Raw genomic sequence first — 17,102 nt, 5'->3', positions numbered from 1 at the left:
GCTGGTCCTGGTAATCTAGATCACGCCGGCGCACGAACCGGCCTATTGTCCTCTACGAGGAGGCCTTGTGCATATCTTCATCGATGAGTCAGGGACGTTTACTGGGGTGGGGGCCGACGCGCCGGCGGTCTCGACGCTCGGCGCGCTCATCATGCCGTCCCACCGCCTGCCCAAGCTGTTCAAGAAATATGGGCGGCTCCGCTTAAACCTGCCGACGCGAAAGGGCGAGGTGAAAGGTAGCCTGCTCGACGAGCGCCAAGTTGCCGCGGTGATCGAGCTCCTGCGTATCAATGGCGCGCTGTTCTGCGCCTCGATGATCGACCTCGCCGACCACAGCCCCGAGGACATCGCCAAGCACCGCGAGAGACGCAGCGCGGGTCTCGCTGCCAACCTTACCCATGGTCATACCCAAGAACTACGAGATAGCGTCGCTGCGCTGCAGGAGCGCATGGCTGGGTTTTCCGACCAGCTCTATGTTCAGGGCGCGGTGACGATTGACCTCCTCTACAACGTCATGCAGGACATGATCGTCTACCACTGCCAGCGCTTTCCGAAGGAACTCGGAGAATTCAACTGGGTCATCGACGCCAAGAATCCCGGTGCCGTCACCAACTGGGAGGACTGGTGGTCCAAAACGCTGGTGATCTGGCTGCAGGCGATGTCGCTGGTGAAACCCGGCGCGATGATCCCCGGCGGCGATTACCGCCATTTTCGTCGCTTCATTTTTGACGACCTTCCCGAATATCTCCGCGACGTCGCGCCGCCCGCCGATCACAGCAGGGGCGCCGGCATCGACCTGCAGAAGATGTTTGGTGAGAGCTTTCGCTTCTCGAGCGAACCGGAGCCCGGCCTCGAGTTGGTCGATATCGTGACAAACGCTCTACGCCGCGGCTTGATCGGCAATCTCGGCGAGGCCGGGTGGCTGCCGCTGCGCGGTCTCATGATCCACCGCAGCGAGGTCTATGTGAGCCCCGTTGGGCTGCTTCCGCCCGATCGCAAGCTGGCCCGCGCGCTGCTACCTACAATGAACAAATTCCGCCTGGGCGGTCGGATCATGGCGACGCCCAGCCTTGCCTGGCCCGAGGACGAACCGGCCGCCGCCAAATAAGCCGAGATCTCGCCGACCAATCGGGGTAATGTTGCCGCATGAACGGTTCCGACTCCTCCTTCTCCGATCGCTTCGGCTACCAGGCTCCAGAAGCCGAAATCACGACCCGCGAAGACGCTCCGACTTCGGTTCGTGATGGTATCCTGATGGCGGGATACGGTGCTGACCTTGGCCCCGGCGTGATGCGCGACGTTCTGTGCCAGGTCCTGCTGCGGCGGCCCGACCAGAACAACTGGTCGGCGAGCAATGTCGAGCGCGAGGTGTCGGGGCTTATCGACGAAGCGCCATGGTATCGCGTGTATGACTTTGCCGAGCGCCTCTTCACCGAAATCGGCGCGCGCGACTTCACCGGCAGGCAGCAGGCCCGTTTCGAAGCGCAGCTCAACCAGCTTTTCCGCGAGCGGGGTGTGGGCTGGGAGATGAAGCAGGGGACGTTGAACGCGCGTGGATCTGAGGCCTTCGCGCTCGCCACCGGACATGCGACCGAGGTTATGCGGCAGAACGGCGCGCCGACGGCCGCGAACGAGGTCCATGAAGCTTTGCGCGATATCTCGCGTCGCCCCCATGCCGATGTCACTGGGGCGATCCAGCACGCCATGGCGGCGCTGGAATGCGTGGCGCGCGAGGTGGGCGAGACGACTGACACGCTCGGGCCGGCCATCAGGCGACTGAACCTGCCAGCGCCGCTCGATCAGGCGGTCGAGAAGCTCTGGGGGTTCACGTCGCAGCAGGGGCGCCACATTCTCGAAGGGCGCCAACCGCAATTCGAGGAGGCCGAGCTCGTGGTTACCACTGCCAGCGCGCTCAGCGTCTATCTTCTGCGGCGGCGGGCTGGGTGATCCTGCCCTTCAGCCGACTTCGACACCGTGCCGGCGGAGCAGCGGGACAATGACCGAGGCGATCTTCTCCTCCGCCCACGCAGGGTGTTCGATTTGAACCCGGCTAATTTGGGAAAGCGCATTCCGCTTAGAATGCATCGGCATATACAATCGATGACAATGGAAAGGGCCAACCGCGATGATAGGCGTTGATGACAGGTCGCAGACGCTTGCCAGCTCGCCGAGCAACTATAAGCGCGACATTCTATTTTTCGATGGAATGCTACTGATGCATTCGACCGCAGCGATCAACGAGTGGCGGTACGGAGCGCATAATCGCGCGAAATATCAAGCTTTCGCTGACGAGATGGAATTCTTGCTAGAGAGCCCATACTTTCTCTCTTCCGATCGCTTGGCAGGTGTTCCGATATCTGGCCCGACGGTCGAAGAAATAGGACCGGCTCTGCGTGAGGTCGACGAGCGGCTTCAGGGCGCGCTGCCACCGAACTCCGGATTGACGGTGTCGATTGAAGAATTCAGTCAGTTACAGGGATTGCGAGCCAGCCTTTCAACTAGGCTCGCTGCGGCGTCTTTGACCAATCACGGCACACACGCGGTGTCGGCGCATACCATGCCGTTGATCGCGCAGGGCGCACCAGTGCAGTCACTGAGTGTGGGCAGTGTGCTCCACCTAGCGATAAAGCGTGTTCTGATCCCTGAAGAACGGACAAGCTGGGAAGACATCTTCGCCCTTAAGCAGGACAGAAACCTCCAGGAGCGAGCGCGGAAACTCCGACTCTGGGCGAGCAAAACCGCCAAGAGCGAAACGTCATTGGCTCTGGTGGAAGAGCACCTTGCGGATCTGCTATCTGATTACGAGACGTACCTTCGCGCTCATAAGCTTAAATACACAACGATGACGCTTGGTGCTGTCGTGGGACAGGGTGCCGAACTGATCGAAGACGTAGTCAAGCTGCGTCTAGGAAAGTTAGCAGGGAAGCTATTCTCAGCCACAAAGACCAAAGCTGACATGACCCTGTCCGAGATGAAGGCGCCAGGTCGCGAGCTGTCAATAGTGACACATCTCAATGAAAGACTCGGCTGAATGGCGGAATTAGGACAGTAGCCGACCGGACGGTTCGCGCGACCCGAATGGCCTGTTTCAGCAAGAGCTGACGCTTACGTCAAAAACGCTGGATGTCTTGATTTGGTCGGCAGCCGCCCTTTCTGAGGCGCTTATCGAACGGCGGCTTTCCACCTCTCAGCGCCCAGAACCAGCCATTCAGCAACCGGCCCACTTTCCCGCCTCCAATTAGAATGTGAACGAACGACCGTTTCCAGGATGTGCTCAACCCGTCGCAATGTCTACCTTTCGGTCTTACGGTGCTACGGTCGCTGCTGCGTTGCGATCGAAGTTCAGGCCAATCCGGGGCATTTTTTCAACGATCGCGCGAACAGGTACTCGCGAGACTTCGAGGCCAGGCACCAGTTGACGTGAATCAGGTCCTCAAAGCCCATGACGCCAGACCTCGTGCTGTGCAACGCCACCGTCGGCGTGAGCGGAATGATGCCATGGGCAGGCACGTCGGGTACACAGAACTCGCCGGCATTCGTTGTCACGGTTCGCCAGGTCCTTCCGTCCAAACCGTCTATGATGCGGAACATCGCGAGCCGGATGACAGGACCCATCAGGTGCCGCATCGAGATCGTTCCATCGCCACGAAAGGCCGATATTCCGGCCTTTTCCAACTTTTCCAAGTCGTCTTCGGTGTAGTCTAAGCGTGTGCCGAGCACGCCCTCGGCGGCGGGAACGCGCTGTGACGGCAGCCGCCGGCGCTCGGCTCGCGCCTGCCATAGGGCGTAGAAGTCGCTTATAGTCGCGGACTGCTTTTCGTCGAAAACGTCCAACAAACCGGCAAGCAGCTTCTCAACAAGGTCTTGGAACGCGTCTTCTATGTCCTTCATCCATCCGGCCTCAGGACCATGCCCCCACGCCCGGTCAGCACAGAACATAGGGTCATCTGGCTTGGCGCGCCTGAGCAAGTGCTGCTTTAGATCGTACAGGTCCACGCCACCGGCATCGACAAACCGATCGATGCTCGCCCGCGGGTACACGTGCTGACGAATGGTTAGCTGGTGGGGATTTCCCTTCTGCGTCCTTTCCGATCGTGTGCTCATGATCTTCAGATAGGTGAGCACCTTTACTAGCGCCATGGCCGTAAGGTGTCCGCGGAGCTGTCCCGCCCCCGAAGGGCACGACCATCGCCGCAATGGCATCGGCCGCGGCCGTCGCCTACGAGGCACCCATTTGCTATCCTCCCGAGGCGCGCGGGCTCGACGAGGGGGCAGGCGCCGAGAAGGAGCAACGGACGACACCGACATTGCTTCGGATGGGCGTTCGCCGGGACGATGGCCATGCCGGAAGAGGCGGCGACCGGTGCCGCGATTCGTGGGAGCGTAGCCGAAGACGAGGCGAATAGTTTGGTCAGCTAAATGATCGTCCGCTTCGCTCATTGACGATCTGAAAGCCGCCTGACTGCAATCGGCCCAACGAAGGACGTTACAATGGGGCCGCAAGCACTGCGTCAGCTCTCGTCTTGCTAATCGCCCAATTGTAGCTTTATTCCGGTGCCGCGGTGCTCGTTGCAGCCAGTATCACGCGAACGGTCTCGTCTGGCCGATCCCACATCGGGAAGTGTCCGCTACGTTCGAACCAGTGCAGCGTTGCTTGAGGGAAGGCTTTCATCGCGCGGTCCGCCTGCTGCGGTAAACACAGCCGATCCTTGCGTCCCCAGCCGATGACAACGGGCGCATCCGTCGCCGCAGGGCCCTCTTGCATTGCGCCATTGGCGAGGTCCTTCACAAGCGAATTGACGGTGCGCGTATTCGCCAACGACTTCAGTTCACGTGCGACGAATGCCGGATCGAGCGCCCACGGCCTTGCAGAAAGCTGGGCCATGAGTGCGGTCCGTCCTGCGACATTTCCGGTGATGGCAGAAAGCGCCGGTCGCAGTGCGCGAACCAGTGCAACCGAAGGCGTTATCGTGGTCTTGAAGAAAGTCCGCTCCCACCCCTGCCAAAAACCGCCCGGGTCCAGTGCGACAACCGCGCCCGAGTGGCCGCGCCGCGCCATTTCGAGCACCAGGCGAGCTCCCAAGGAGCTTCCAACCATGTCGATACCTGTGAGACTTTCCGCGCTAAGCCAGTCATCCAGACTGCGCGCGAGTCCTGCAAACGTGCCGCTGTCGTTCTCTTCGGGCGTCTGCCCATGACCAGGCAGATCTACGGCAATAACCTCCCTGGCTTGAGAAAGCGCAGGCGAGATCGTGTCCCACGAACGAAAGGTAGCCCCCAGCCCGTGGACAAGGAGAAGGGGTTTTCCGCGCCCCGTGCGCGTATGGTGCATGGTCATATTATAGCAACGCCTCGCACCGGCTTATGGCCCCGCGAATGTCTATTTTGCCGAAGGTGAATTCAAGAGCGGACAGCCCGCTTCCGGCCCAAAATCGGCCAGTCAGCAAAGCGCCCTAGTTTCCGTCATTTAGTGCGGCCGTCATTGCCCCCGAAAGCGGTCGTTGCCATTTAGCATGAATTACAACAGAAGTGGCGATAGCCACCTGTCCGAAGCGACACGGCAGGACGTCAACCTCTCTTTCATAGTGATTGATTGCGACAGCATGATCGGCTTGACCGCGCAACAGATTGGCTAATTTGCTGGAATAGTGGGCCTCCAAGTTCGAGCTAGCTTATTTGAAGGCGCTTTACGGTGGCGCCAAGAATCTGACTTCGATGTAGGGATCGAAGTCCCTGGTAATCTCGATCCTGCAGAACTTTGGCGGACTACACCACTGATCCGCCACGTGCAGCCTTTCGCCTGATCTAGGGACGCCACAAGCATAGCCGAGCCATCGATCACAAAAAGGGCCGCTATCCGGGAAGACATCTCATCAAGGACGCCTGCTTCCGAATCATGAACCTCCGCCGCGTCGACACTCGCTACGACAAACTCGCCATCAACTTTCTTTCAGGCCTCGCCATTGCAACCGTACTGGCCTTCTGGTTCTGATTGAGGCTCAGCCGGAGAAAGCGTCACAGAAGCGCCCGTTGAGCAATCACTCGCTTCTCAACGCGCTGGATTGCAGATCGGCTGAGATTGTACTCCTTGGCGAGCAGCTACTCGCAAGTATTCCTTCAATTGTGATTTTCCGCTGTGTTGACACAAGGCAGCTTTTGGGTCGTGTTCCACGCGGCTTCCTGCAAGGCTGTTGCCGTCTTGGGGGAAATTCCCAATTCCTCGGCTGCGCGTTCATGCGGGCCTAGAATGCGTGGATCCTTTCCTGTAAGGTCGGCGAACACCGTCAGCGCTTCGAGGTAATAGCCGAAGCGGCTGGCGTGATAATGGTCGTAGGCCCACAGATCGACTTTGCCGAAACCGATGCCGTCATAGGGATCGGGATCGGCCGCCCCCATTGCGATGGCGCAATTGAATGCCTGCCCCACAGGGTTGATCATCGTGACTTCAGGCGAGGCTGCAGCCGCCTGGTCGAGGCCGTGCCGGATATCGAGTGCCATTGCGGTGATCGGCTGCCCGAACCAGTGGCCGGTCTTCAGATAGGTCTGGTCCGGGCGCGACCAAGTAGCGGTGAGGCTGATTTGGACCTTTGGGTTGCGCGCTGCGAACAGATGCGCGAAACGGCCGACATCCGCGATCGTCTCGGTCGGATTTCCGGGCTTTTCGGGATTGAGGACGCTGTATTGTTGCATCACCACCTTGTCCCACGCGCGATCCACGACTGCGCGCTTGTTCGCCCAGTGCCATGCCAGGGTCTTGCCGCCCGATGTTTCCAGGCTGACCTGATAGTCGAGTCCGGCTTCTTGAGTGAACAGCTTGAACAGCGCCGGGACGCCGCCCACCCCATCGCCGTTCAGATCGGTGACGGTGTCGGCGCGATATTTCCAGACCGGCGAGTGCGCTCCGTAGGTAAAGCTGTTCCCAATGAACAGGACCGTCGTCGGTGCCGGTTGCGTTTGCGCAGAAACGGATGGTGCCACAAACGCGATGAGTGCGGCAGCACAGACGCCGAGGGAGCGGATTGTCATTGAAGTCTCCTGCAAATCTTCGGTTCGGACGCCGATAGTGCTCCGGCGCTATCGCCCGTTGGCACCAATGGGCGACAAAGGCCATATATGGCTGGTCAACGATGTCGCGAACGGACATCTCATTGGCGATAATCGCGTGGTTTAATACCGTATTTCGACATTTTGTCGTAAAGTGTCTTGCGCGGAATATCGAGGCGGACCTGCACATCGCCGATCCTGCCGTCGGCCTGCTTCAAGGCATCCTCGATGACTGTCTTTTCGAAGCTTGAAACCAGTTGTCGTAGGCTGCTGCTGGAGACACTCGCTGGCGTCGCAGCAAGAACGTCGGTCAATCTCAGAACGAAATTGCGAGCGAACTGGCGCAGCTCACGCACGTTTCCGGGCCAGTCGCTCTTGAGAAGATGGTACCATTCCCTGTCTCCGATGGGGCCGGCAATGGTGCGTGTTTCGCTTTCGAATTCCTGCACGAAGGCACGAAACATTTCGGGGATGTCTTCGCGTCTTTCTGCAAGCGGCGGCAGGGAAATCCCCACGCCGCTCAGCCGTTCGAAGAGCGCGCGATCGCCGACAATGGCCGATGGTGGCGCAATCGAGCCATCGGTGCCAATCGTTCCGATCACGCGCAGATCGATCGCGGTGGGGCGTTCCGCCCCGATTGCGAAAAAGCGCCGTGTGTCGAGGAGGCTTGCAAGCCGCTTGCTGAACGCTTCGGGTATCCTGTCGATGTCTTCGAGAACCAGCGTGCCGCCATTGGCGCGTTCGATCAGCCCCGAACGCGACAGGGCGACCGATGGATCGCGGCCATAAAGGATTAGTTCGGCTTCCTTGTTCAGCAGGATCGCTGCATCTATGACTACGAAAGGACGTCCCTGTCGCGCACTTGCGTCATGGATCAGTCGGCTGACGAAGCTCTTGCCCGAGCCTGTGGGCCCGGAAATAAGCAGGTCGGTATCGAACTGCGCCACACCCGAGATCGTCCGACGCAGGCGTTCGGCCTGCGCCGAGCTACCGGTAATTTCCGGTTGTCCAGTTCCCCGCAGCTCCTCACGCAGCCTGCGATTTTCGATCATCAGCGCGCGTTTTTCGGACGCATTCCTGATTGCGCGGGTGAGCCTGCCGATCGAATACGGCTTGGTGAAGAAATCCGCCGCCCCGTCCTGAAGCGCGCGCACCGCCATGTCGACGTCGCCGTGTGCGGTCGTGAAAATCACCTGAAGACCGGCATCGACCTGCTGGAGACGGTCGAAGAATTCGATCCCGTCCATCACTGGCAACCTAACGTCGCTCACGATGACTCCCGTATAATCTGGCGCAATTGTCTCCAATGCGGAAACCGCGTCGGCAAATGCGGTGACGTTGAACCCTTCGAGGGACAGCGCCTGCGCGGTGGCTTCGCGGAGCATCTCATCGTCTTCGACGAATACGATCTCGATACCGGAATTGCTCATCCGGCTCTCGGTACCGTCATGGTGAAGCAGGTACCTTGCGAGCCGGGCGCATAGGCCAGCTCGCCACCAAGATCGCGCATGATATCGCGCGAAATGACAAGACCGATACCCAGCCCGTCAGCCTTGGTGGTTGCGAAAGGCTGGAACAATTGCCCTTCGCGATCTGAAGAGATGCCTGGCCCATTGTCGCATACACTCAACAAGGCAATTGTTTCCTCGAGTTCGAGAACGAGTGCGATCTCGCCGCCATCTCCGGTCGCATCGAGGGCATTCTGGAGCAGGTTCACCAGCACCTGCTCCAACCGCACGGGCTCGGCAGTCACCCGCACTGCAAGATCGGCAGCGGGTGGCAAGCTGACCTGCACGGCGGAGGACTGAATGCGATCGCGCAGGAGCAGCAGTGCGCCATCGACCGCAGCGCCGAGTGGGATATCCATGCGCTCCCCAACCTGACGCTTGCTGAACTTGCGCAATTCCCCGGTGATCTCGCCAATACGCTCGGTCAGGCTGACGATCCGGGCGAAGTTGTCGCTCGCTTTCCCCGTTTCGCCGGTTGCGATCAGTCGCTGCCCGCTTTCCGCGAATACGCGGGCGGCGGCCACCGGCTGGCCGATTTCATGACCGACACCGGCAGATATCTGTCCGAGCGTGGCGAGGCGATTTGCCTGCGAGAGCTGTTCCCGCAAGGTTCGCGTACGTTCGGCGAGAACTATCTCGGCCTGCGCTTCCCGTCGCCGTCGCATCAGCACCGCACCAGCTGCCAGCACGATCGCAATTGTGATCAGCACGACAATGGCCAGACGTCCGTTGGCGACCGCATTGGCCACACGCGGCCCCGGATCAACAAGCAGGTGCAAGCTCCAGCCATTGGGCGAAATCGGTTGCTGTGCATCGAGCAACGGTGCCTTGACCGAACTGGTACTTTTATCCGGGCCATCGAATACCAACGGCGCGAGTTTTGCGACCCCGAATTGGCGCAAATCCGCCGTTGCATCGCGGGCAATCGCGGGAGCGGACGAGGCGACATGAAACCGCCATGCCGGATCGCTGGTGAGTAACACCACGCCCTGCGCATCGGTCACATAGACGCCATCCGTCGCGTCGTGCCAATTGGCTTCCAGCGCGTCGAATTCGATCTTGACCGCAACGACACCGAGCGGCGAGGACGCTGTGCCGACGCGCCGCGCAACATAGAGGCCGGGTTGGCGGCTGACCGTCCCGAGAGCGAACTGCGTGGTCGAGCCATCCTTGATCGCATCGCGGAAATAGCGCCGGAATGCATAGTTCGAACCGACGAAGCTGCTCGGCTGGTCGGCATTGCTCGCGGCCAGCGTCATTCCTTGCGCATCCATGACATAGATCGCTGCAGCATTCGATTGCCGGGCCAAGTCTGCCAGTCGCTGGTCGAGTGCCGATTTCAGCCGGGCGTCTCCGCCAAGCAGCGCCTGCACCTGTGCATCGTCGGACAGTACCAGCGGCATAAGGCTGAACTTGTCGAGCTCGCTGCGCAGCCCGGTCGCAAGCAATTTCGCATCGGCTTGGGCGATGCCCTGCTGCTCGCGATAGGCGCTTTCGCGCATGATCCGATCCGTGGCGAGCATTGCCAGAACCGCAAGCGCGATCAAGGCTATGCCCAACATCATGTGCCAGCGCCGCGGAAGGTGGGATGACTTCGCCATCTGAATATCTGATGTGCAGAAATCCGCACAAAATGCAATTTTTATGTGCGACATACCACACATAATTGCGCACAAAGTTGTATAAACTTCTGAAAAATAGTAGAAATAAATATGCTCTCTGAGCCTTTGCTCCCTTGCATACACTAAATAATCTCGATGGCAGCCGACCGAGAGCGGTGCGAGGGAGTGACAGGAATGACATCGAGGGAGTTGGGTGGTACGGCGAATGCGCCGGAACGGCGCGTACCGTTTTACCGCCTGCTATACGTTCAAGTGCTGGCAGCCATCGCATTGGGCGCATTGGTTGGTCATTTCTTCCCGCATATAGGAGCATCGCTCAAGCCGCTTGGCGATGGGTTCATTGCGCTGGTCAAGATGATCATAGCGCCGGTGATATTCCTAACCGTGGCCACCGGCATCGCGAGCATGAAGGACATGTCCTCGGTCGGCAAAGTGGCTGGCAAGGCGATCATCTATTTTCTCTTTTTTTCGACGCTTGCGCTCATCATCGGCCTTGCTGTCGCCAACATCGTACATCCCGGATCGGGCCTCAACATCGATCCGGCAACCCTCGATGCTTCGTCCGTCTCAAGCTATGCCACGACGGCCGAAGAACAAACCGTATCGGGCTTCCTGCTAGCGATCATCCCGACCACTTTCTTCAGTGCACTGACCCATGGCAGTATCCTGCAGGTCCTGCTCGTCGCGATCCTGACAGGCGTGGCGATCGCCGCCACACGGCCGCAAAGCGACCTTGCGCTCGACCTGCTCAACTCGGTCAACGAAGTTATCTTCAAGCTCGTCCACATGCTGATGAAGCTGGCGCCGATCGGCGCTTTCGGCGCGATCGCCTTCACCATCGGCGAGTTCGGCATCGGGTCGCTGGTCAACCTCGCCGCGCTGGTGGGCACGTTCTATGCCACCTCCCTGCTGTTTGTGCTGGTGGTGCTTGGAGCGGTAGCGCGCTTCACCGGTTTCTCCATTCTCAAGCTCATCCGCTATTTGCGCGCCGAATTGCTGCTCGTCCTGGGCACATCTTCGTCCGAGGCGGCCCTGCCGAGCCTGATGGAAAAGCTCGAAATCGCCGGTTGCCGCAAGACGGTGGTCGGGCTGGTGGTGCCGACCGGCTATTCGTTCAATCTGGACGGCACCAATATCTACATGACCCTTGCCGCGCTGTTCATCGCGCAGGCGCTGGGGATCGAGCTGTCGCTGGGGGAACAGTTCGCCCTGGTGCTGGTCGCGATGATCAGCTCGAAGGGAGCGGCGGGGGTCACCGGGGCGGGGTTCGTGATCCTCGCTGCCACGCTATCGGTGGTTCCATCGGTCCCGGTCGCGGGCATGGCGCTGATCCTTGGCATCGACCGCTTCATGAGCGAGTGCCGCGCTCTGACCAATTTCGTCGGCAATGCCGTGGCGACCATCGTCGTCGCGCGGTGGGAGAACGCTCTCGACAAGGAACGGCTGGCCGCCGCCCTTGCCGGTTATCCCATGCCCTTGCCTGAAGAGGACACCGAGCGACACGAGCGGAGCGGCCCATTTTCGGAAGCGCTGGCACAGGCGAGGGAGCCAGCGGAATGATTACGCGGCGGGGCATTGTGCTGAACGGATGTGCCGTTGGCGCGCTTGCGGGCGTTGCGCAAGCCGTGCCGCTAAAGGCGCAAACGCCGGAGGAGATTCCCCTGTGGCCCGGCAAGCCGCCTGGCGAGGGTGGACCCAGCGGCCCTGAAAAGATCGGTGGCCCCGGCAAAGGCTATGGCGCGGTATCGAACATCTCTACTCCGCGCCTCAGGGTTCACCGCCCGAACCATCCCAATGGCAAGGCTGTGATAATTTGCGGTGGCGGCGGCTACTTCCGTATCCAGCTGTGGAAGGAAAGCGCGCCCGCCGCGCGCTGGTTGCAGAACCGTGGCTACACCGCGTTCGAACTGATCTATCGCCTGCCCAATGATGGTTGGAACGTCGGTGCGCCATTTGCCGATGCGCAAAGGGCGATGAAAATCGTACGCATGCGTGCCGCCGAATTCGGTATCCAGCCCGACCGGATCGGCATCATGGGAATGTCGGCCGGGGGGCATTTGGCGGGCTATACCGCGCTCCAGCCGACCCATGCTTTCTACAGCGGCAATGATCGTTACGAGCAGGTCAGCGCGCGTCCCGATTTCGCCGCACTGCTGTTCCCGGTCGTGGTGCTGCGCAAGCCTTACGATACCACCAGAACCCGCCGCGAGCTCGTCGGGTCGCACCCGAGCCGCGCAGCGGAAAACGCCTGGTCGCTCGACAAGCTTGCACACAGGGGTGCCCCGCCGACGATCCTATTTTCAGCCTCCGACGATCCAATCGCCCCGCCGGGCCACAATCTCGCGCTGTATCAGGCGCTGCATGAAGCAGGTGCGCCTGCCGAGCTGCATATTTTCGAGAAGGGCGGCCACGGCTGGGGGCTGGGCCGACCCAATGAAATCCTGAGCCAGTGGCCGGAGATATTCGATGCCTGGATCACCAGGCGAAACTTCAAACAATAACCGAATCGATAAGCACAGGAGAGGGAACCCATGAGAACCACCAGCATCGGCAAGCTCATGCTGCTCGCCAGCGGCAGCATGCTCGCATTCGCCGGAAGCGCACAGGCGCAGGATACGGCAACTCCGGCTGACAGCGACAATAGCCAGGCGGAAGCCGCTTCATCCGATGTCGCGACCAACAATGTGATCGTCGTCACCGGTACCCAGATCAAGGGCGCGCATATCGACGATGTGCTGCCGGTCACGGTGGTGAGCCAGCAAGATATCGATGCGATCAACCCGTCATCGGGCGATGAGCTATTTCGTGCGATCCCGCAGGCGGGCGCGGTCGCCTTCAATGAACAGAACACCACCGGCGGCATCAACAGCTCGCGCGGGGATGTGGCCTCGATCAATTTGCGAGAACTCGGCACAGGCAACACCTTGCTGCTGCTTAACGGCCGCCGGATGGTCAACGATCCGGGCTTCCAGACCGAACTGCTGGTTCCGGTGGTTTCGCCCGACACCAACACTATCCCTCCCGGAAGCGTGCGCCGGATCGAAGTGCTGCGCGATGGCGCATCGGCAATCTACGGTGCGGATGCGGTTGCGGGCGTGGTCAACACGGTCCTCAAGAGCAATCTCAACGGCGGCTATGCCGATGCCAAATATCGTGTTTCCGATGGGACAGGGCTGTTCAACACCAGCCTTCGCGGAGCCTATGGCTTCGATTTCAACGGCGGGCGCAGCAATTTGACCGTCTATGGCGGCTATTTCTACGAAAACGGCGCGCCGAGCAGCATCAGGGACTATGCGCGTAGCAGCGACCGGGAATTCGATCCCAGGCTCGAAGGCACGCCGTACTATGGCGACACCAATTTCCGCAACACATCGACATATACGCCGTGGGGCCAGTTCGACATCCAAGGTTCGAAACCCAGCAGCGCAACCGATATCGGAGACGACGATTTCCAGATCCAGCCGGACAGCTTTTCGGGCTGCCGACTGGATCTCGGCAATGGGATTTGTGCAGACAATGGGACATCGGTCGATGTGCCCTTGCGCTACGACCTCGACGCTGCGCGCTCGCTCTATTCGGAAAAGAACCGCTACAATGCGATGGTCCTGTTCAATCACCAGTTCAGCGACGCAGCCGAATTCTATGTCGAGGGTTCTTTCTATCGCACCAAGTCGAGCCGCCTGGGACAACCTAGCGCGCTGCTGAGCGCCGTGCCGATCGGCATTTCGCGTGATGCCTATTACAATCCTTTCGGCGCCGAGAATTTTCCTGACGGTTCGACCAACCCGAATCGCCTGACCAGCGGGATCGACGGTGTGGACGCCGATGGGCGCGACGTGATCCTCGAACGCTATCGCGTGGTCGATGCCGGACCGCGCCAGACCATTGTGACCAAGAACGATTATCGCATCGTCGCCGGCCTGCGCGGTGACATTGGCGGGTGGGATTACGATACCGGTTTCGTATACGAGCAGGCGAACAAGACCGACCTGACGAAGAATCGCATTTCCAACACAGCCTTCCAGAACCAGATCAATCTCAGCACGCCGGATGCCTACAACCCCTTCAATGGCGGCTGCTACGATCCCAGCCGCGCCTACGCGCCTGCCAATGGCGATTGCACGCCCAGCAGCCAGGCGGCGCTCGATGCGATCCGGATCGACGTCTATCGTAAGGGCGAGACCACGCTCGCTCTGGCGGATTTCAAGGTCTCTAAATCGAATCTGCTTGCCCTGCCTGGTGGCGATCTGGGGCTCGCGGCCGGGGTCGAATGGCGGCGCGAGACATTCAGCGACGATCGCGATCCGCGGCTCGACGGAACGATCACCTTTACCGATTCCGTCACTGGGGACTTCTTCGGCAGCGACGTGATGAATTCCAGCCCATCGCCCGATACGAGCGGGCGACGGGACGTGTATTCGGCCTTCGCCGAAGCTTTCGTGCCCATCGTGTCCGAGGACATGCATGTGCCGCTGGTGAAGCGTTTCGAAGTCCAGTTTGCCGGGCGGATGGAGCATTTCACGGATATCGATGAAACCACGGTCGTCCCGCGCGTCGCCGCATCATGGACGATGCTGGACGGGCTGATGCTGCGTGGTGCCTGGTCACAGGGTTTCCGTGCGCCGAATCTTGTGCAGGTCAATGATGTCGGGACAACGCGTGTCAACACTCGCGACGATTACGTCCAGTGCTATGCGCAGATCCTTAAGGGAGAGATCTCCACTTTCGACGACTGCACGGGCACGGGTACTGTATCGCAGAGGACGGGCACCAATGTGCTCAAGCCGGAAACCACTGAGAGCATCAATCTGGGCGTCGTACTCAAGCCGTCGTTCATTCCCGGCCTCACCATTACCGCCGATTACTGGCGGGTCGAGCAGAAGGGGATCGTCGGCGTCTTCGGGGACGACAACGCGCTGGCGCTCGACCTGCTTCGCCGACTTGAAGGATCGACCAATCCCAACGTCATCCGCAATGCTCCCGACGCCGACCAGGTTGCGCTGTTCGATGGCACCGGGCTGGCCCCGGTCGGTTCGGTGGTGCAGGTGCTCGACCCGTACAAAAACCTCGATAGCCGCCGGGTGAAAGGCTGGGATTTTGCAGTCAATTACCGAGTTCCCGAGTTCGGTCTCGGCCGGTTCGATCTGTCGTTCAACGCAGCGCTGCTGGAAAGTTTCTACCAGTCGCCGGGACCGGACGGGGAAGAACTGCTGAATGCGGTGGCGGACGGCACGCTGCCCGACAGCATTGTCATTAGCGATATCGGCGAACAGCGCGGGATCAACGGACGCCCGAAATGGCGCTGGACCGCAACGATGAACTGGCGCTCAGGCCCGGTTCGCGCTTCCCTGTTCGGGCGGTACGTTGGCAGCGTTCTGGATGACAGCGTCACGCAGGATGCGACCGATTTCGATGGCAATCCCAATCCCGATCCCGGTGCACTCTATCCGGTGGACAACTGGTTCACGCTCAATGCGACCGTCAGCTACACGATCCGCAGCGACACGGCGATCGACGGGACGCGGCTGATGTTCGGGATCAACAATCTCTTCAACGAGGCACCGCCGCTTGCCGATGAGAGCTTCGGCTTTTTCAGCGCACTTGCCAACGCGCGTGGTCGGCAGTTCACGTTCGGCATTCGCAAGTCGTTCTAGGAGGGAAAGCTGCGCAAACCCTGGCGCCTTGCCGGTCTCGGACTGGCTCTGACATTGACGGCGGCGTGCGCTGGCGCGCCGCCGATCGTATCCGCGCGAGCCGAGGCGTCGCGGACCAAATCGCAAATTGGATGTTCCACCGCGGCTGCTTCGATCTCGTTCGATTTCGACGGAGCCGCTGTATCCCGTTGCGCAATCTTGGGAGAGCGCGAATTTGCTCTGGCGATCGGTCCGGAACATGCTCCGCCGATCAATCCCAGCCCGTGGTATGCTTTCCGTTATCGCACGGTGGGGGATCAAAACATTACCGTTAGGCTCGACTATATCGATGCGAAACATCGGTACCGGCCCAAGCTGAGCAAAAACGGTACGGTGAGTGTACTCGGCGCGCAGGTCAGTGAAGCCGGGCGCCATGCCCGACTGACACTGCCTGCAGGTGGTGGCATCGTCAGCGGACAGGAGATTTTCGGACAGGCGCGTTACGACAGATTGCTCGATCGGCTGGCGAAATTGCAGGGTAGCACGCGCCTGACGCTGGGCAGGTCGCTTGACGGGCGCCCGCTCAAGGCGCTCCTTTTAGGCAGCGCGAAAGCCCCCTATCTCGTCGTCCTGATCGGGCGCCAGCATCCCCCCGAAGTAACCGGGGCATTGGCGATGGAAGCCTTCTTGCACGAACTGGCCGCGCAGATTGCAGTAGGAGAAGTCGACCTTGATCGCTATCGCTTTCTTATCGTCCCCATGCTCAATCCCGACGGTGTGTATCATGGGCATTGGCGCGCCAATCGCGGCGGGCAGGACCTCAATCGCGACTGGGGCCACTTCACCCAGCCTGAAACCCAAGCGGTGCGCAACTGGCTGAATGATTTGTCGGTGGACGTCTGTCCCATCGCGATGGTGGATTTCCATTCTACCGGGCGCAACCTGTTCTACGTACAGGGCAAGGCTGAAACCGATGCAGCGCAAGAAGCCTTTCTCTCGTCATGGCTCGGCCGAGCAGGGCCGATACCCGGCTATGATTTCACGATCGAACGTCGCAATGCGAATCCCGGTTCGGGAACATCGAAGAACTGGTTTCATCAACGCTATGGCATCCCCGCCTATACCTATGAAGTCGGCGACGAAACCGACCGGACAGCCATAGCGCGATCCGCATCACTCCTTGCAAGACGCTTCATTCCAGCCCTCGTCGGGCTGCCCGGTGATACAGCATCGCGATGCAATACGACCGACTGACCCGTTCGCAATCAGAGCCGTTCATTCAAACGCAAGCAATC

The 17,102-nt window shown here is 60.2% G+C and carries 13 protein-coding genes; 8 read left to right on the top strand and 5 right to left on the bottom strand.

The features are described from left to right. Positions 1-67: 67 nt before the first annotated feature. The 3 genes from GRI58_RS12130 to GRI58_RS12120 all read left to right on the top strand — a co-directional run bounded on the left by GRI58_RS12130 (position 68) and on the right by GRI58_RS12120 (position 3,031). Positions 68-1,108 carry a hypothetical protein gene (locus GRI58_RS12130; RefSeq protein WP_160753867.1) on the top strand — a complete coding sequence of 347 codons (1,041 nt, stop codon included), beginning with the start codon at positions 68-70 and terminating at the stop codon, positions 1,106-1,108. A 38-nt stretch (positions 1,109-1,146) separates the two neighbouring features. Further along, positions 1,147-1,947 carry an AbiJ-NTD4 domain-containing protein gene (locus tag GRI58_RS12125; protein WP_160753866.1) on the top strand — a complete coding sequence of 267 codons (801 nt, stop codon included), beginning with the start codon at positions 1,147-1,149 and terminating at the stop codon, positions 1,945-1,947. A 178-nt stretch (positions 1,948-2,125) separates the two neighbouring features. Beyond that, positions 2,126-3,031, top strand: coding sequence for a hypothetical protein (locus GRI58_RS12120; protein WP_160753865.1), 906 nt, complete (start codon positions 2,126-2,128; stop codon positions 3,029-3,031). A gap of 311 nt (positions 3,032-3,342) precedes the next feature. On the opposite strand, the gene GRI58_RS12115 is transcribed toward GRI58_RS12120, so the two are convergent. Next, positions 3,343-4,140 (bottom strand): hypothetical protein, encoded by a 798-nt coding sequence (locus GRI58_RS12115; protein ID WP_160753864.1) that lies wholly within the window; start codon positions 4,138-4,140, stop codon positions 3,343-3,345. A gap of 406 nt (positions 4,141-4,546) precedes the next feature. After that, complete coding sequence (locus GRI58_RS12110) at positions 4,547-5,338, bottom strand: alpha/beta fold hydrolase (RefSeq protein ID WP_160753863.1); 792 nt, start codon at positions 5,336-5,338, stop codon at positions 4,547-4,549. Positions 5,339-5,513: 175 nt separating this feature from the next. Here GRI58_RS12110 and GRI58_RS15790 point away from each other — a divergent pair, with 175 nt between their 5' ends. Next, complete coding sequence (locus GRI58_RS15790; protein WP_272916347.1) at positions 5,514-5,636, top strand: hypothetical protein; 123 nt, start codon at positions 5,514-5,516, stop codon at positions 5,634-5,636. Positions 5,637-6,117: 481 nt separating this feature from the next. Here the strand turns inward: GRI58_RS15790 and GRI58_RS12105 are convergent, their stop codons facing one another. From GRI58_RS12105 to GRI58_RS12095, 3 genes are all read right to left on the bottom strand, one after another. Beyond that, a complete protein-coding gene (locus tag GRI58_RS12105; RefSeq protein ID WP_202386955.1) occupies positions 6,118-7,026 on the bottom strand; it encodes a DUF4886 domain-containing protein in 909 nt (302 codons plus the stop codon). 119 nt (positions 7,027-7,145) lie between these two features. Continuing rightward, a complete protein-coding gene (locus tag GRI58_RS12100; RefSeq protein WP_160753862.1) occupies positions 7,146-8,474 on the bottom strand; it encodes a sigma-54-dependent transcriptional regulator in 1,329 nt (442 codons plus the stop codon). Next, positions 8,471-10,153, bottom strand: coding sequence for a sensor histidine kinase (locus GRI58_RS12095; protein ID WP_160753861.1), 1,683 nt, complete (start codon positions 10,151-10,153; stop codon positions 8,471-8,473). The genes GRI58_RS12100 and GRI58_RS12095 overlap by 4 nt, the downstream gene beginning before the upstream one ends. 195 nt (positions 10,154-10,348) lie before the next feature. Between GRI58_RS12095 and GRI58_RS12090 the strand changes: the two genes are divergently transcribed. The 4 genes from GRI58_RS12090 (at position 10,349) to GRI58_RS12075 (ending at position 17,061) form a co-directional block, all read left to right on the top strand. Continuing rightward, the gene (locus tag GRI58_RS12090; RefSeq protein WP_160753860.1) at positions 10,349-11,734 is read left to right on the top strand and encodes a dicarboxylate/amino acid:cation symporter; all 1,386 of its coding nucleotides are present in this window, start codon (positions 10,349-10,351) and stop codon (positions 11,732-11,734) included. Continuing rightward, entirely contained in the window at positions 11,731-12,675 is a 945-nt protein-coding gene (locus GRI58_RS12085; protein ID WP_160753859.1) for an alpha/beta hydrolase, read from the top strand. Before GRI58_RS12090 ends, GRI58_RS12085 begins: the two co-directional genes overlap by 4 nt. 30 nt (positions 12,676-12,705) lie before the next feature. Further along, entirely contained in the window at positions 12,706-15,828 is a 3,123-nt protein-coding gene (locus GRI58_RS12080; RefSeq protein ID WP_160753858.1) for a TonB-dependent receptor domain-containing protein, read from the top strand. 198 nt (positions 15,829-16,026) lie between these two features. Continuing rightward, positions 16,027-17,061 (top strand): M14 family metallopeptidase, encoded by a 1,035-nt coding sequence (locus GRI58_RS12075; RefSeq protein WP_160753857.1) that lies wholly within the window; start codon positions 16,027-16,029, stop codon positions 17,059-17,061. Positions 17,062-17,102: the final 41 nt, after the last annotated feature.

Source organism: Qipengyuania algicida, assembly GCF_009828025.1.
Taxonomy (GTDB): Bacteria; Pseudomonadota; Alphaproteobacteria; order Sphingomonadales; family Sphingomonadaceae; genus Qipengyuania; species Qipengyuania algicida.
Note: the sequence above shows the minus strand (reverse complement) of the source record. Positions and strands in the feature narration are given on the sequence as shown.

Coding starts and splice junctions, on each gene's coding strand:
- GRI58_RS12125 (WP_160753866.1), top strand. CDS start 1,147: ATGAACGGTTCCGACTCCTCCTTCTCCGATCGCTTCGGCTACCAGGCT.
- GRI58_RS12120 (WP_160753865.1), top strand. CDS start 2,126: ATGATAGGCGTTGATGACAGGTCGCAGACGCTTGCCAGCTCGCCGAGC.
- GRI58_RS12115 (WP_160753864.1), bottom strand. CDS start 4,140: ATGGCGCTAGTAAAGGTGCTCACCTATCTGAAGATCATGAGCACACGA.
- GRI58_RS12110 (WP_160753863.1), bottom strand. CDS start 5,338: ATGACCATGCACCATACGCGCACGGGGCGCGGAAAACCCCTTCTCCTT.
- GRI58_RS15790 (WP_272916347.1), top strand. CDS start 5,514: ATGAATTACAACAGAAGTGGCGATAGCCACCTGTCCGAAGCGACACGG.
- GRI58_RS12105 (WP_202386955.1), bottom strand. CDS start 7,026: ATGACAATCCGCTCCCTCGGCGTCTGTGCTGCCGCACTCATCGCGTTT.
- GRI58_RS12100 (WP_160753862.1), bottom strand. CDS start 8,474: ATGAGCAATTCCGGTATCGAGATCGTATTCGTCGAAGACGATGAGATG.
- GRI58_RS12095 (WP_160753861.1), bottom strand. CDS start 10,153: ATGGCGAAGTCATCCCACCTTCCGCGGCGCTGGCACATGATGTTGGGC.
- GRI58_RS12090 (WP_160753860.1), top strand. CDS start 10,349: ATGACATCGAGGGAGTTGGGTGGTACGGCGAATGCGCCGGAACGGCGC.
- GRI58_RS12085 (WP_160753859.1), top strand. CDS start 11,731: ATGATTACGCGGCGGGGCATTGTGCTGAACGGATGTGCCGTTGGCGCG.
- GRI58_RS12080 (WP_160753858.1), top strand. CDS start 12,706: ATGAGAACCACCAGCATCGGCAAGCTCATGCTGCTCGCCAGCGGCAGC.